Source organism: Myxococcus sp. RHSTA-1-4 (assembly GCF_020037125.1).
In the GTDB taxonomy this organism is placed as follows: domain Bacteria; phylum Myxococcota; class Myxococcia; order Myxococcales; family Myxococcaceae; genus Myxococcus.
Map to the genome: position 1 here is coordinate 1 of NZ_JAIQDG010000003.1, position 15,386 is coordinate 15,386.

Annotated in this window: 12 protein-coding genes and 1 pseudogene; 3 read left to right on the forward strand and 10 right to left on the reverse strand. The window is 66.3% G+C overall.

Annotated features, from left to right (window positions below; translation table 11 throughout):
• The 6 genes and pseudogenes from K8638_RS05845 to K8638_RS05870 form a co-directional block, all read right to left on the reverse strand.
• A pseudogene (locus K8638_RS05845) lies at positions 1–223 on the reverse strand (hypothetical protein); the annotation flags it as partial.
• 102 nt (positions 224–325) lie between these two features.
• A complete protein-coding gene (locus tag K8638_RS05850) occupies positions 326–1,459 on the reverse strand; it encodes a hypothetical protein (protein ID WP_223753418.1) in 1,134 nt (377 codons plus the stop codon).
• A 247-nt stretch (positions 1,460–1,706) separates the two neighbouring features.
• Positions 1,707–2,795, reverse strand: coding sequence for a hypothetical protein (locus K8638_RS05855; protein ID WP_223753419.1), 1,089 nt, complete (start codon positions 2,793–2,795; stop codon positions 1,707–1,709).
• Positions 2,796–2,891: 96 nt separating this feature from the next.
• Positions 2,892–3,617, reverse strand: coding sequence for a DUF2169 domain-containing protein (locus tag K8638_RS05860; protein ID WP_223753420.1), 726 nt, complete (start codon positions 3,615–3,617; stop codon positions 2,892–2,894).
• A 52-nt stretch (positions 3,618–3,669) separates the two neighbouring features.
• Positions 3,670–4,398 carry a hypothetical protein gene (locus K8638_RS05865; RefSeq protein ID WP_223753421.1) on the reverse strand — a complete coding sequence of 243 codons (729 nt, stop codon included), beginning with the start codon at positions 4,396–4,398 and terminating at the stop codon, positions 3,670–3,672.
• Positions 4,399–4,413: 15 nt separating this feature from the next.
• Positions 4,414–5,667, reverse strand: a complete 1,254-nt coding sequence (locus K8638_RS05870) for a PAAR-like domain-containing protein (protein ID WP_223753422.1) — start codon at positions 5,665–5,667, stop codon at positions 4,414–4,416.
• Between the two features lie 393 nt (positions 5,668–6,060).
• Between K8638_RS05870 and K8638_RS05875 the strand changes: the two genes are divergently transcribed.
• Positions 6,061–7,203 carry an aldo/keto reductase gene (locus K8638_RS05875; protein ID WP_223753423.1) on the forward strand — a complete coding sequence of 381 codons (1,143 nt, stop codon included), beginning with the start codon at positions 6,061–6,063 and terminating at the stop codon, positions 7,201–7,203.
• Between the two features lie 109 nt (positions 7,204–7,312).
• On the opposite strand, the gene K8638_RS05880 is transcribed toward K8638_RS05875, so the two are convergent.
• Together K8638_RS05880 and K8638_RS05885 are read right to left on the reverse strand one after the other, a co-directional pair.
• Positions 7,313–7,807, reverse strand: coding sequence for a hypothetical protein (locus K8638_RS05880; protein WP_223753424.1), 495 nt, complete (start codon positions 7,805–7,807; stop codon positions 7,313–7,315).
• A 186-nt stretch (positions 7,808–7,993) separates the two neighbouring features.
• Positions 7,994–8,524 (reverse strand): hypothetical protein, encoded by a 531-nt coding sequence (locus tag K8638_RS05885; RefSeq protein ID WP_223753425.1) that lies wholly within the window; start codon positions 8,522–8,524, stop codon positions 7,994–7,996.
• Positions 8,525–8,718: 194 nt separating this feature from the next.
• On the opposite strand from K8638_RS05885, the gene K8638_RS05890 reads away from it, so the two are divergent.
• Both K8638_RS05890 and K8638_RS05895 read left to right on the forward strand, forming a co-directional pair.
• Entirely contained in the window at positions 8,719–9,639 is a 921-nt protein-coding gene (locus K8638_RS05890; RefSeq protein ID WP_223753426.1) for a DUF2381 family protein, read from the forward strand.
• Between the two features lie 66 nt (positions 9,640–9,705).
• Positions 9,706–11,655 (forward strand): serine/threonine-protein kinase, encoded by a 1,950-nt coding sequence (locus tag K8638_RS05895; RefSeq protein WP_223753427.1) that lies wholly within the window; start codon positions 9,706–9,708, stop codon positions 11,653–11,655.
• A 60-nt stretch (positions 11,656–11,715) separates the two neighbouring features.
• Here the strand turns inward: K8638_RS05895 and K8638_RS05900 are convergent, their stop codons facing one another.
• Positions 11,716–13,422: an ATP-binding protein gene (locus K8638_RS05900; protein ID WP_223753428.1), complete on the reverse strand. Its 1,707-nt coding sequence runs from the start codon at positions 13,420–13,422 to the stop codon at positions 11,716–11,718.
• Between the two features lie 3 nt (positions 13,423–13,425).
• The gene (locus tag K8638_RS05905; protein ID WP_223753429.1) at positions 13,426–15,336 is read right to left on the reverse strand and encodes a DNA double-strand break repair nuclease NurA; all 1,911 of its coding nucleotides are present in this window, start codon (positions 15,334–15,336) and stop codon (positions 13,426–13,428) included.
• Positions 15,337–15,386: the final 50 nt, after the last annotated feature.

The window sequence follows — 15,386 nt, forward strand, 5'->3', positions numbered from 1 at the left end:
CCACCGCCTTCGCTCCTTCCGAACTCTGGCTCGGCCCAGGCGGCCTCCGTCGCTGCCTGAGCCGGTGAACAGTTACCACGCTCTTTCGCTCCCCGTCCCCCAACAGCCCCATGGCGTAGAGGGCGAACGAGCCACGCCGGCTCTCCTCGCCGAGGACGTCGCCGACTTGCTGGAAGTACCTCTCAAGCCGCTGCACCGCGGCTGCATCCATGAAGGAGTCCATACCTACTTCATGAGTAGGGCGGATGGCGGACAACGCAATAGTGGCCAGGGCGCACAGCCCTCACTTGCCCGCTCCCCCCTGCCTACCCCTGACGCAGTAGTGTTAGGTCTCACCCAGCAAGGGCTGGCTCGTCAGCAGCGCCTCCTCGAACTTTCGCTGATGCCCCATGAACGAAGTTTCTTCGTTAATGAAGGCTGCGAGTGCCGCAACATCAGACTCGGGTGGTAGCGGTAGGTTAAACGTGATTGACAGGAAAGAAGTTAGCGCGAGCCTGTAGAGCGGGGCTGCGTACTCGATGACGTGGTGATTCGAACCTGGCACCTGCAGTGTCGCCTGCAATACCGGGTTGCCATGCAGGAAGTCGTTCCGGGCCTTGTAGAGTAACTCATAAAGCCACGACGCCAGTGTGCGGTCCTCCTTCTCGCTGCCTTTCTTGTGCTTCCTCGTCGGGTACTTGCGTTCCTTACAGCCACGAAGTTCCCAGGGAACGAGCTCCAGACAATCGAAGACCTTGAACAGGTCCGATGTTCCGCCGACACCGGGATGCACGAGAATCTCGAAGGCGCTAATCCAGAGTGCAATCAACCGTCCCTGGTCATAGAAGACGGCGTCGCTGCCGGCGGGCAGCATGGAGGCGTGGAGAGCCATGTTCAGGGACCGGAACAGAGCCTCGTCCTCGACTGCAGGCGCTTCGCTGCCGGACCAACGACGCCAGCGCTCGAGCAGTCTCTTCAAGAGCGGCATGTCGAGGTCTGAGGCATGGACCCTCAAGACTGGCACTTCAGGAGTGGATTGCCCCCGGAACTTCATCAGTTCGTGAATTCCACCGAACGCGGGCGTCGTGGCGACCACATACTTATCGTTCTTGCCGACCATCCACGGGTGGAACGTGAACGAGTTTCCGAAATAGATGCCCTCCTGGCGGGAGTAAGCGAGCCGCCGCGCATGGGCGTGCGGGATGACTGAATGCGCAATGAGATTGCGGAACCCCACAAGGGCCGTGTGATTGAAGAAGTGCTTGGGCGCGTCCGCGCGAACGAGCAGCACGGCAGGCTCGATGGGCACCTCGAAGGCGTCACTGAATCGCCGGAGGAACTCCGCGAAGCTCGGATGCTCCCGCCGAAGGTCCTCGATGCGCTCGTCATCAGCTGGCACCAGCGCGACCTCTCCACCTTCGACGGCGCCTTCGAGCTTGATGTTCGGCAGGACGAAGACGGGATTCCATTCCACGGACATTTCCGAAACCTCCACCGCCATCATGCGGCAGGGAGAGAACGTGCCAGAACGATAATCGTCACCTTTCCCATGAATTCGTGCGCGGTTGGGAGACGCTCTGGAACTTCCCAGCGCAGACGTCTGCGGGAGAGAGCTGAAAGCGGACCTCGCCTTGCCGAGGAACGGTAGCCAGGAGGCAGGGAGGGGCTGACGCAGTCAAGTTAAGCGGTTTGGGCATGTAAAGCCTGGATGCTGGTCGTGCCAGCCTTCATTCCCTCGGCCATGGCCGGCCTGCGTCTCCCCGTTCCGGGTTCGGGTCCTCGAGCAGGGCGGCGGCCCTCAGCCCGGCGTCCGAGCTGCCCCAGACCAGCGCGCGCGGGCCACGCGCGTACCTCCGCCTCCAGGACTGCGCGCTCATCACCAGGTTCAGCGCTCCCGTGGCGGCGCCCACGTCGCCGCAGCTCCGCACGGGCGTGTGGTAGGCGGAGGCGTCGCGGAACGCCTGTCCGAGCCGCAGCGCCACGAAGCCCCACTCCTCCGCGCGGTAGCGGTCGCCGTTGATGTCACAGAGGATGTTCTCCACCGTCTCACGCGTGCCGTCGAGCGGCGCGAGCGCCTCGCTCACGGCGGAGGTCAGCCCCTCGCCCAGGTTGAGCGCGTCGGTATTGATGAGCCTGCGCTCCCGGGCGGTGGCGGCGGTGCGCACGGTGGCCGCGGGCGTCAGGCCCAGCCGGCGCGCCTCGGACGCGTCCATCAGCGCCACGAAGGCGGCGGCCTCGCCGGGCACGAAGCCGGTGCGCGACCCCGCTTCGAGCCACTGGTTGTTCTCTCGCAGCCAGTCCAGCGTCTCCAGGTCATGGTAGCTGTCGACACCGCCCACGATGACCAGCGGGCAGCGCCCGGTGCGTCCAATCCGTGTGACGGCCTCCCGCAGCGCCTCCAGCGCCGCGGCGTGGCCGGCGAGACGGGGCTCGATTCGTGGGCGCAGCCGTCCTCCCTCGACAGCGCCGAGCGCGGCGGCCACCCGCGAGGCGTCCGCCGCGTCCCAGCCGGGGCGCTCCTCCGGGAGCCCCACGAGCACCGGCACCTCGGCGTCCAGGTGCGCCGCCGCCAGCTTCCCGAGGACCTCCTCCAGCGCCGCCGCCCCCAGCAGGGCCATGCGCGCCGCGCCACTCCATTCCCCGGCGTCCAGCAAGCCGTCCCGGGCGATGAACGAATCGGACTCGCCGCCCAGCTCCGGCACCGGCTCGCGCCGCACCCGGCTGATGCCCGCGCGCACGGCCGCCGCCACGCTCTCGGCCGTCGTCCCCACCGGCGCACGCGCTCCCGCCGCGACAAGCTGCACCTTCGCGCTCATCTCAGTCGCTCCTCAGGGTGATGACGGTGAAGTCGAGGTGGTCCGTCTCTCGCGGGCCGACCCGCAGGCCGGTCTGGTACACCATGCGCAGCTTCTTCAGCTCGGGCTCGATGACCACCGTGCCCAGGGTGGCCTCGTGAGAGCGCCGGACGGAGCCGAAGTGGGTGTCGAACCCGAAGCGCCCAGCTCGAGCCGTGGCGACCAGTGGCTGGCGATGGGGCCGAACCCGGCGGGGCCCCGCTCGGCCGGGTCGCCGTGCGGGTACTCGATGCGGTGGGCGGGCTGGTCCACCCGGTGCGCGTCGCGCGTGGCGAGGCCGCGGCCCACGGGGTTGCGGCTGTCGGCGCGGTGCTTGCGCGGGTCCGGGTCGGTGGTGTCGGTGCCTCCCCAGGCCCACTCGTAGGTGATGGGCTGGCTCACGAACGGCTTGGGCGCCGATGGGCTCACGCCCAGCACGCCGCGCCTGTAGAAGCGCTCGCCGTGGACCACCAGCAGCTTGTCGACGTCGTGGATGCGGACGGCGACCTCGACGCTGGGGGCGGGCCGGCCGCCGGGAGCGTGTGCGCTGGCCTGGAGGACGACGTCGGTGTGGGGCTTGGGGGCGACGAGGTCGGCCTCGTAGCGGAGGCTGGAGCGGCCGGGCTCCCCCAGGTAGACGGGCTCGCGCAGCGGCGGTTCCTGCTCGTCCGAGGGGCGGAGTCGACCCGCGTCGTCGAGGTCGAACGTGGCTTTGACCGCGACGACCCAGACGTGGTGGCCATCCTTGTCACGCACCCAGGTGCGCTCGGCGGCGTGCGGGGTGCGGTTGGAGAGGGTCCACATACGAGGTCCGGTGTGGAGCTCACTTTACGAGCGCGTCTGACATGGGCTTTGCCTACTTCACGCGTTTGCCTTTCAGGCCGGTGCGCGCCTCGAAGTCGCGGGCCAGGCGCTCCATTTCTACCGGGTCCTCGCAGCCCAGGCTGAAGGAGAAGGTGGGCTCTGTCGGGTGGCGGTAGAGCAGCAGGCCGGCGTCGCCGCGCTCGTAGAGGGCACAGTGCTCCGCGGGAGGGAGGCGCTGGAAACCCTGCTCCTCGGCCAGCGCGGGCACGAGGTCCGCGCGGTACTGGGCCGCGGCCTTGGGGTCCTCCGGGGAGGAGAACTCCCAGCGGTGGGGCAGCAGGGGCAGGCGAAGCTCCTTGAAGGCCGAGTAGTAGAGGAACTCCTCCAGGCCCACGTGCTTGGGGCGACTGGCTTCTGGAGGGAAGTTCTCATCCAGAGGCATGCGGACGAGCATGCAGTCGTCGGCGCCGTGAGGCCTTGTCCGGTCGAGGAAGTAGTCCCAGCCGGCGAGTCCGTCGTCTCCCGCCACGTAGATGTAGCGCTCGCGCTGTGGCCAGTCCATGACCAGGTAGGTCCCAATGTTCCCCTCGATAGCGAAGTCAGCCTCGGCGAGTTCGAGGCCTCCCATGCTCGCGCCCATCGTCTGCAGGAAGCGACGGTACGCGCCCGGCAGAGGCCCCGCGTACTTTTCCATGTGCGCGATGGCCAACTCGTCCGCCGGTACGACCTCTTCGGAGAAGCCGGGGCGGTACTTCTCGATGAATTCGACGAGTGCCTTCATGGTCCCTCCTATGAATCAGCCGCACTTCGTATCGCAATAGAGGGCGGGAAGCTTCTCCTGGCACTTCGAGCATGAAGGCACGTTCTCACCGGTCTTGAAGCGCTGGGTGCGCTCCTCCAGGGTGAGTTCCTTCGTTACCGGGTCCTCTACCAACGCCTGGAAGGTTATCTGGGGGCCCTTTCCGGGTTTGAGTCCCTTCACCACCGGGGAGAACCACCGCTCGATGAGTTGCTTGGGCTTGTGTCCCTTCGTCTTCTCCATGACCTGCCTGGCGGCACAAGGCCACTCATCCGTTTCGCCTCTGGTTTCCCAGGCGACGGGGGGACTTGCACACTCGAAGCCTGCCGATGAAACAGACATCGCGAAGGCTGGAGGTGCGTTGCCGGAACATGCCGCGAGCTTCTTGCCTTTATTGCCTTGGCAAGTGCAAACGCAGATCATGACACCGAGCATGTATCCCTTGGAGAAGGTGTCGTTTGCCTTGTCCCATCGAAGCACGGCGTTAGCCTTGAAGAACGACTTGAGGGCATCGACTTTCGCCTTGAACCCCGGGATTTCGCCTGTTAATGCGGCTAGTTCTTGCTTCTCGGTGGAGTTCAACCCGCGTTTGTCGCGCTTGGTCTCCAGGTCGATGAGTCTCCGCTGCTTTGCGATTAGCTCCGCTGTCGCCTTGCTCAGTTCTCGAATCTTCTCCTTCTGAGCGTCGAACGACTTGCGCACCGCCTTGAACAGCGTGCGAATCATCTCCAGCGTCTCCGCCCCTGCCTCCAGCGGGTGCGTCTTGCCGCAGCGCCCACAGGGCTTGTCGTCACCGTAGATGACGGCCATCATCCCGGGGGCCTGGATGATGCCCGTCATGGTGGCGGCGTTGGCGGGGCCGCCGGAGGGGCCGCAGTTGTTGAGCATGGGGTCGCCCAGCAGCTGGACGTTCTTGCCCTCAATCTGGACGTTCATCGAGCCGGGGCCGATGAACTTCGTGGGGCCGAGGGTGTTGCCGGAGAGGAGGCCTCCGCCGGTGCCCTTGCTGGCGAGGTCGCCCTGGCTGCCGAAGCTGGCGCCGGTGATGGCGACGGGCTGGCCTTCAATCGTCACCGTCTTGGAGTAGCCCTTGGGCGAATCCCCGCTGTTGCCGATGTTGGGCAGGGGCGTGGGGACGAAGGGGGCCGGAGGGCCGGGCATCTTGCAGACGTTGGGGAGGGTGGCGGCGGCGATGCCGGAGCTGCCCTTTGTGACGGGAGTCCTGGGGAAGTTGACGGTGACCTTGGCCATGGCGGGTTGACTCCTTCACCATCCGGATTGGGCTCATGGAAGTGCTTGTGGTGGGCCACCAGCATCTTGCCGCCGTCTGACATACGCTCCGGCTACTTCACGCGTCTGCCTTTCAGGCCGGTGCGCCACCTGAAGCATCCCCTCATTTTCGAAATCCCCTCGGCGGACGCTCGGTTGGCCGGCTGTGGATCTCCGAGGGAAAGGTCCAAATAAAGGGATGCCTCATGTCTGCCCGAGCTTCGCTTGGAGGAAGGCTGGAAGTTCGATTCTACATGAATCGGCGTGTCCCGTGCGCGCGGTCCGCCCTCGCCGCGAGTTCGCGCAAGGCGTGCGTGTCACCTCTTGTCCGCACGAGCCGTCTCCCGGCAGCATCCGCTCCGGAGGGAGAACCCCATGAGCAGCCTTGGCAATACCGACAAAGAAGCAGGAGCCGTCCGGCCTCACAGCAGCCTCCGCACCTACGCTCTCGCCGGCCGCCGCGGCCTGCGAGTCTCTCCCCTCTCGCTCGGCGCCGGCACCTTCGGCGATGGCTGGGACCCGGCGTGGCAATCGCCACCCGATGAAATCGAGCGCATCCTCGGTGTCTACCTGGACGCGGGCGGCAACGTCATCGACACGGCGGACCGCTATCAGAATGGCCGGAGCGAGGAGCTCGTGGGCGCCTGGTTGCGCAAGTCGGGCCGGCGCGACGACGTGGTGCTCGCGACGAAGTGCGGGTATGGCGCGCCCGGTGACGTCCACCAGGGAGGCAATGCCCGCCTGACGATGCAGCGCGCCCTGGAGGCGTCACTGCGAAGGCTGGGCACGGACGTCATCGACCTCTACCACGTACACCTCTGGGACACCTTCACCCCCGTGGACGAGGTGATGGCGACGCTCGACACGTTCGTGCGGGCGGGGAAGATTCGCTACGTCGGGATGAGCAACGTGCCCGCGTGGTACCTCGGGCGGGCGCAGACGCTCGCCGAGTGGCGCGGCTGGGAGCCGGTGGCCGTGGTGCAGGTGAACTACAGCCTGCTGGCGCGCACCATCGAGTACGAGTTCGTCGATGCCGCGCAGGAGCTGGGCATCGGCCTCACGGCCTGGAGCCCGCTGGCCAATGGCCTGCTCTCCGGCAAATACCGGGTGAACGAGCAGGGCCAGTTCGAAGGAGACGGGCGCGTGACGAAGACGTGGGTCACCGACACCACGGTGGAGCCCTCCGCCCAGACGAAGCGGATGCTGGACACGCTCGTGGCCACGGCGGCCGAGCTGGAGCGGACGCCCGCCCAGGTCGCGCTGAACTGGGTTGCGAACCGTCCGGGCGTCGTCTCCACCGTCATTGGCGCGCGGACCGAGGCGCAGCTCCGCGACAACCTCGCGGCGTTGGACTTCGCGCTGCCGCCGGCGCTCGCGGCCCGGCTGGAGGAGGCGGGGAGGCCCCCCGCGCAGTACCCCTACTCGTTCTTCACCGATGCGTTCCACGACGCCACGGTCCGCTCCGGCCTGCCCGTGCAACGCGAGCCCCGTGGGTATCGCGGCCGTGGCTTCCGCTGACGGAGCGCTCGCGCGGAGGCCGCCAGGTTCGACGCCGGCAAGGAATTGACAGACAGCCCGGGCCCCGAGGTGAGGAGGCCCGGGCTGTCAGCCCGCCGTGCCGGGCCTGTTACTTCACGCAGGTCGTGTACTTGTTGTTGTACGCGGTGCCGCACGAGTAGCTGGTGCCCGTGCCCGTCGCGTAGTAGCCGCTCGGGCAGCCCGTGCCGCACGAGTAGATGGTCGAACCGCCCAGGGCCTGGCACGTGGTGTTCTTGTTGCTGTACGCGGTGCCGCACGAGTAGCTGGTGCCGGTGGCCGTCGGGTAGTAGCCGCCCGGGCAGCCCGTGCCGCACGGGTAGATGGTCGAACCGCCCAGCGACTCGCACGTGGTGTACTTGTTGCCGTACGCGGTGCCGCACGAGTAGTTGGTGCCGGTGGCCGTCGGGTAGTACCCGCTCGGACAGCCCGTGCCGCACGGGTAGATGGTGAGCTCACTCTCCGCCGTTCCCAGTGCCTCTTCCTGGACCGGCTCCGCCTCCTCCTGGACGGGACCACAGCCCGTGCTGGCCAGCAGCGCGATGCAGGCGACTGCACTCAGTACGGAGATTCTGCTGCTCTTCATGGTGTCTACCTTTCGTTGTTCAATCTCAGTTGGTTTGTCTGAGATGTTTTGGTGCATGTTTCGGGCATGCGGCGCGGGCCAGGAATGCGATTGCGAACCCGCCGGACATGGGGGTGCCGCAGCGCCCCCGGCCGCCATCAAGCGAGCCGGGGTGCTCTCCCGGATGCGTGCTCGTCCGTCAGGCGGTCAGTACGTCGTCGTGTTCGCCATGTTGATGGTGAAGGCAGTCGTGCCGTTGATGCCCGTCAGGCGGAACTTCGAGACGCCCGTGACCTTGGGCTGGCTCAGGTTGGAGCCGTTCAGCAGGATGTACCTGGAGCGGCCGGCCTGCATGCTCCAGGACGCGACGTCCTTCCAGGTGTTGGTGGCGGAGTCGAACGTCGAGAGCATCACCGAGCCGACGTAGAATGAGCCATTGAACGTGGTCGACTGGTTCACGGTGAGCACGAGGATGCTCAGGTCGAGCTTGCCCGTGGGGGCCATGGCGGGCGTCGGACTGACGTCGACGTAGGGCGCGTCGACCCGGAAGCCGCTGGAGGTCGGACCGGAGAGGGGAGAGGTGTTGGGGAACTCGAGGGTCAGCGTGCCATCGCTGGTGAGCTGCGTGCAGGTCGTCCCCGCGGCACAGTCGACGCTGTCCATCGCCGTGAACGTCTGCTGAATGGCGAGGGCACTGAAAGAGGCCACGAGCACCGCGGCGAATGTGAGCTTTCTCATGATGCGTTCCCGGGGAATGGAGAGCGGAGGTCTGCAAAACAGACAAATGATGCAAAGGCAGGAAACGTGCCATTCCTGTCTCCTCTAGAACCCCATGGATGCTGCGCAATTTGTGCGCACAGTGCGCATCCACTGCGCCTGGCCGTGGTGGTCAGGTTGCGTGATAGGGTGTCCACCCAGGAGGTAGTGTCCGGGTGTCACGAGCGTCTCTCGTCCAGCTCACGCTGCTGCCGTTGATGCTTGCCACCGGCGCCCAGGCCTGGCAGGTGGACGGCGACGCGCGGCGAATCGACACGGCCGGAAGGGCCGGGGACACGGCGCGGGAGCTGCGGGTGGCGCCCGGGGTCGTCACCTCCCTGGTGTTCGACACGCCGCTGGACCTGGAGGCCATGAAGGCGGAGTTGGAGGGGCTGGGCGCGCGCTTCGGGCTGGTGGACGTGGGCCAGAGCCGGATGACGATGCTGCTGCGCCCGTCCGCGGGCTTCTCGCCGGGCTCACGTCAGCGGGTGGAGGTGCGCTTCTCCCGGGGCGAGGAGCCCCGGCGCGCGGTGCTCGAGCTGGTGTCGGTGCCGAAGGCGGAGGCGGAGCGGCAGGTGGAGGTGACACGCCAGCGTCCGCCGGAGGAGGGGCGGGTGGCCGCGCTGGAGGCTCGCGGCGCCGCTTGCGAGGCGGAGCTGGAGGCGGTGAAGGCACGAAGCGCCATGCCGCTGGCCATGCTGGTGCTGGAGGGGGGCTTGAAGCCGGAGCACCCTCGTGGAGGTCGGCTCCTCAAATCCAACGAGGACTGGCCGCACCCGGAAGATATGGAGCTGACGCAGGCGGCTTTGTACCGCACGAAGGGACGAGCTGCTCTCTCTCTGCGCCTAAGTCTCGCGCTGGGCTCGCAGCGCTGGACGCCGGGGGAAGCCGTGGTGGAGGACGCGCGCACGGGGCGGCGCCGGAAGGTGCACGGCGTGGCCATGAATCAGCCGGCGCTTGAGCCGGGCGCGGAGGCGCTGCTGGTGGTGGAGTGGGAAGCGACTTCCGAGGCAGGCGGCATCGTGGATGTGCGGGTACTGGAGCGGGAGGGCGCGCGCCACGTCGGTGTCGGCGATGTGGAACCGGGCCCTCCCTGAGCATGAACGCGCCGGGCGCCCGGATTCCGGGCGTACGTGCCACGACGAGGCCAGGGTGAGACGAGCATGAGCAATGCGGAAGAGCTGGGGCCAGGAGTGCGGGTGGGGGACTTCCTGCTGGCGCGCAAGCTGGGGGAGGGGGGCTTCGGCGGCGTGTGGCTGGCCCACGGCATCCACGAACCCCGGGTGCCGGTGGCCCTCAAGCTGGGCTGGGAGTCGGAGGCGGGGCGCAAGGCGGGCGGTCGTGGCCGCAGGGAGTTGCGGGTGCTGCTGGAGTTGGACCATCCCCACATCGTGCGCCCGCTGGCGTATGGCCTCTGGCCGGCGCGTCCCGGAGGCAGGCCCTACCTCGTCATGGAGTATGTGGAAGGGGAAGCGCTGGACGCGTGGGTCCGCCGCGCCAACCCATCGTTGGAGGTGCTGGGGACCGTCTTCGGCAAGCTGCTGTCGGCGCTGGCCCATGCGCACTCGCGTGGTGTGCTGCACCGGGACCTGAAGCCCGGCAACGTGTGGGTGGATGCGGCCACGCAGCCGACGCTGCTGGACTGGGGCGCCGGGGACGCGGTTGGGGCGCTGACGCTCACCGAGCGGGGACTGCCCCCAGGCACGCCGGGTTATCGCAGCCCCCAGGCGGAGTGCTTCGCCGGCCCGGGCGCGTACGCCTGCACGCCCCTGGACGATCTGTACGCGCTGGGCGTCACCTTTTATGTGGCGCTCACCGAGGTGCACCCCTTCCCCTTCGAGTCGCGCGAGCAGCTCTCGCTTGCGGTGGCGCACGTCCGGCCCGTGGCGGCGCACGCCCTCAACCCCCGCGTGCCCGAGGTGCTGGGCACATGGGTGTCTCGGCTGATGGCCTCCCGGGTGGAGGAGCGCTTCTTCAGCGCATCCGATGCTCTGGACGCGTTGCGCGCGGTGCTGACCACGCCCGGGGGGGACTGGGGCACCCGCGTCTACGAGCACCAGGCCCCCAAGCCGCATCGAGAGGCGCCCACCCAGCCGCCGACCACCGGGGACGGCCCGCCGGCGGAGGATGTGGAGGTGCTCGCTCACCATGCACTGAGCGCTTCGTGGGCGCGGGACGTCGACGAGCGGCATGAGGCCGCTGTGGCGCGCCGGGATGCGCTGCTGGCGGTGGCCGCCGCACGCGCAGAGGTGGTTGCGGTACCCGCCCGGAACGAGGTGCCCCCCGCTATACCGGAAGCGGGCCCTCCCGTGCCGAAGCGCCCACGGGTCCGAGTGGCACGCGGGTGGGGTTGGGTCCTGGGTGGCCTGCTCGTCCTGACCGTGGGCGTGGGGCTGCGGTGGATTGGGTGGGAGATTCCGCGCGCCGATTCGGTTGCGCGCCAGCCCTCGCCAACCACGAAGCCCGTGGCACCCTCCCGCCTCGAAAGCGCTCAGCCCGAGGCGGTGGTGCCCGCTACGTTGACTCCTGCATCTTCGCTCCCCCTGCCGCTACCAGCCAAGGAAGGCCTTTCCGTGAATCCGTCTCCGCTGCTTGCTCCTACTGCCTCCGCCCCTACCAGCCGCCGATCGCGGCTCGTCGCTCGCGCCGCGCAGTGCGTGGTGGGGGCTACCCTCGCGGCCACGCAAGCGGCCTGCCCGGGCATTCCCCTGCGTCCCGCCGAAGAGAAGTGTCCGCTTGGCGCCTTTCAGACCATCAAGGACCTGGGTTTGCCGTCCGATGAGACGCTGGCCATTTGGCTCGACGCCAGTTTGCCCCACCACATGAGGAAGGGCCTCTACCGCGAGGGGCCCCTCACGAGTGAGGTCATCAGCCCCCTTGCAATCCGGCATGCCTTGATCTCCGGCCAAGTCATCTTCGGAGGCAACGGGCGGATGTTCGTGCGCTACACTGCGATTACGCCCAGGGGCGGCAGGACGATGCCCTTCTGTGCCCAGCTTGGCGATTCATTTGACGCGGGAGGGGTTGGACTACCCATGGATGATGGCTCCACACCTCAGGCCATCAAGATGGGCTCACGGGGGACTGGCTACTTGGTCGACCACTTCTATTAACCGAGCCTCTTCAGCAAGGTCGGCTAATGCAGGCCTCTCGGAGAGGGTGTCCGCCCTCCCTCAATTGGGCTTGCGCCTCTTGCCGCGCTTGAATCTGGTCAGCTTATCGGCAGCGGCTGCAACGCGTTTGCGCACATTGGCCTTGCCGTCCGGCTTCCACTGCGCGGCCTGACGGATGAAGTCCTCGTCCTGCGTGCGGCTGCTGAGCAGATCCTTGTCGAATTTGATTCTGACCAGGAGCGGGAACCGCACCGCCTGACCACTGATGAGCCCCTGTCCAGGGCCGAAGCCAGGAAGCATGCGAGCGTCGGACTCGGAGAGGTTCTCCATGACGGACCGTACGAAAGCCTGGTCCTTGGGGTTCACGAGTCGCAGCACAAGGAAGCTGTTGCACTGGGCCAGAATGGTCTCATCGACACGGCTGGGGCGCTGAGTTACCAGCATGAGGCCCACTCCGAACTTTCGTCCCTCCGTTACCACTTTCCGCAGTGTGGCGAGAGATGGGGTGTCGTCCGTTCCCTCTCTGCCGGAGGGGATGAAGTTGTGGGCTTCTTCGACTACGGACAGGAATGGAGCGATCCTGTCGGAGAGCTCGGCACGGTGAGCGAAAAGCGCCTCCATGAGCAGTGACACAATGGTGCTCTGCGTGAGGTGGTCGTACCCACCGAGGTACAGGATGGATACCTGACTGGGGGCGACGATCTCCTCAGGTTGTTCATGAGGATCGGGCAACTGCTCGAACTTCAACGAGGGGTGGAGCTGACGGAGCCGCTTGTTGCTCGACTCCATCTTTGCGAGCTGTGCGACCACGAGGTTCAAGGCGCGACGCGTTGCGAGCATGGTGGGGCGTCGGTGAGGACCGCTATTGGCGGATTGACTCCCGATCTGCCTCTCCACGTGGCCCAGCAGACGCCGGATATACCCGATGACGGACTCGCCCGCCTCGGGCGCCTCCTGCGCCATGACTGCGTGCATGAACTCGAATTGAGGCTCGGTCAGGCCCTCAGTCATCTTGGCGATGAGTGTCTCGACAATGGCGCGGTTCTCCTCGGCCATGACCAGGTGTGGGTAGAACAATCGGACCTGGGTGTCGGGGAACAGGTCCCGCTTCTCCCAAAGTCCGATGTAGTCGCCGTGAGGATCGAAGATGACAAGGGGGTAGCCCTGGTCAATGAGCTCGCGAAGGATTCTCCGGGCCGCAACCGCCTTTCCACCTCCTGTCATGGCGAGAATGGCCATATGACGGGCAACGACTCGCTCAGCGGAGATGGCCACAGGGACATCAGAGCGGGCGATGAGTGTCCCGATCGGAAGTTGGGTCTGTCCCTCCAGTCCTCCGGCGAGAAGCTCCCGGATGGCTTCCGCGGGTGGATAACGCACGTCAGCGGCGGGCGGGATGGGGTACGTCAGTGGGAAGAGGTCCAGACGCCCTGTTTCTTCCGCCCACGTGAACCCAAGCACGAGCACGCGAGCCTGGAGTTGGTCCCTGCTGTTGGACAACACCGTGTCCACGAGAGAAATGGACTCGTTGGCCAGCTCCTGGGCTGCTTCGTAGGGGAAGAAGGGATTGTACCGGTCGATCGACGTGATGCGTCCCCATGCAATGATGTTGGACCGGTCGGTGTAGTCCTCGTTGGGAATTTCCATCGGCACAGCCACTAGGTCGCCGACTCGTGAGCGAAAGCTCTTGAGGATGAACGAGAACTCAGAGGTCGAGGCATCACCGACGATGGTGCCAATCGAGTCCCAGGTGCTGAGGGATTCCATGGTCTAGGATCTCCGGAAGTCGGGCCTGAAAAGCCAGTCGCGAGTGTTTGCGCTGACGATACGTCGAGCCATCCGAATGACAGCCGGATTCCCGCTATCCATGGCCCTACGCATCAACTGGGCGGTCAGCATTACGTTCATCTGTCGGGACATCCACTCGGGCACCTTGGCGTGCTTGTCCACGATGTCGAGCCCCACCGGGAAGGAGTATCGGGGCAACAGGCGCGACATGTGAACGATCAGTTGCAGAAGCTCGCTGAAGTCAAAAGGCCCGGTGCGGAACGCCTCGACACGGATGGGCATCGTCTCCGCGTGTGGCTTGACGTACGTGGTCAGTGGGCGCGGGAAGCCCTTGATGTCCATCGCCCACGAGGTGGGAATCTTGTTGTCGGGCCCCTGCTTGTCCAGAGCAACGGGTGCGATGTATTCGGCCTCGTCGAGCACGCACTCCAGCAGGATGGGATCGGTGATGCGGTATTCACGAAGCTTCTGGAACATCGTCCGCATGCTTGTGCCGTCAAGGTAGCCGTCCGCCTTGAGCTGCTCGAGGAGGGCCATAGTGAGGATGCCGGGAGTGGCGGATGTAGGTCGCTCTACCACGCCACAAACGGTGGCCGTCGCCTGCTCCAGCATTCGGAGTTGCTCCCGGTAGACGGATACGAACTGAGCGGCCCTCCCCTCGCGACGCTTCCCGCCGCCCGGCAGCAGCTTCTGGGCGGTGGAGGACGTGAAGGAAGGAAAGTCCTCCAGCGCATAGGGAGAGACCGGGATGACCAGGGGGCCGTGCAGGATGCACATGGAGGGTTTCTCACTCTGGAGCATTGCCAGAGCACCCGCAGCCTCACAGCAGTAGCGGGCAGCATCCCGCAGCTTCATTACGTCGTCGAAGCCCTCCTCGTACACACCTGTACCCGCGGAGTCGTAGAGTTCGTCCACGAGCTGTACGTCAAAGGCGAACCGCTCGCGCTGCTGGCTCCGACCCCCGGGAGTCACTACATAGGAACCCACACGGATGGCGAGGGGAGCGCTGCCAAGCGAGGTGACATTCGCGACCCCACCATCGACAAAACCAATTTTATGGCCTTGGAACTTCTGCCATGTCGCCCGATGGTCTACATGGACCTTCTGGAGCTTTCCCGCCTCCATCAGGGTCTGCCGGAGGGTGTCCGCGAGCGTATCCAGCACATCCATGAACTCGGCCTGTGCGTTGGCCGAGAGTGAGAGGCCAGACTTGAGAATCTCCGTCAGGATGTGCGGCCGGACGAGCCGCTTATCCAGGCGCTTGCGTTTGGGACGTGCGGGTTCGGATGGGGGCTGCGGAACGACGCGCAGTGGCGGCCCTGACCTCGGAGGTTTCAGTGGCTGCGGTGCATCGTGCGCTTCAGGGGGCGGGAGCGTGCTGTCGCGGCGGAGACCTATTGCCTGCTGGAGACTCAACGCGAACGGGTCCGCATGAGACCATGCCGCCATGCCGTCCGGAAGCGCCCCTGCCGCAAGCCCCCGAAGCGCTGCATGCTGCACCGGGCTGCCCGAGCGGGTGACGACATCCCAGTCCAACGCACAGGCGCAGTCATTCTGGACCGTGATGAGGCCCCAGAAGAAATCGCCAGCCTGGACTCCCTCCAGCCCACGGCCTTCGACCTTGTTGCCTACGAGCCGCCAGTTCTTCTTTTGCCGACGAAGGGGACGCCGGGTGACGTTCCGGTCCGAGTGCCTCCGCGTGACCACTTCGATTTCTTCCTGGTCGAGCCCCTCTGGAAAGAGGGTGTCCATGACGGACGCGTTGAAGTTGATGGCCCGCTGCTTTGCCCCACCTTCTCGCCCTTCCCGCCTGACTGCAGCGAACCACCCGAGCTCCGACGAGCGCAGCTCGCGAAGCACGAAGAACTGCCTTGGGAGTGTGGTCTTGCTCACGGGTGCCTCGCATCAAGCGCTGGAACGTCCTAGCGCCCCCCTCACATCTG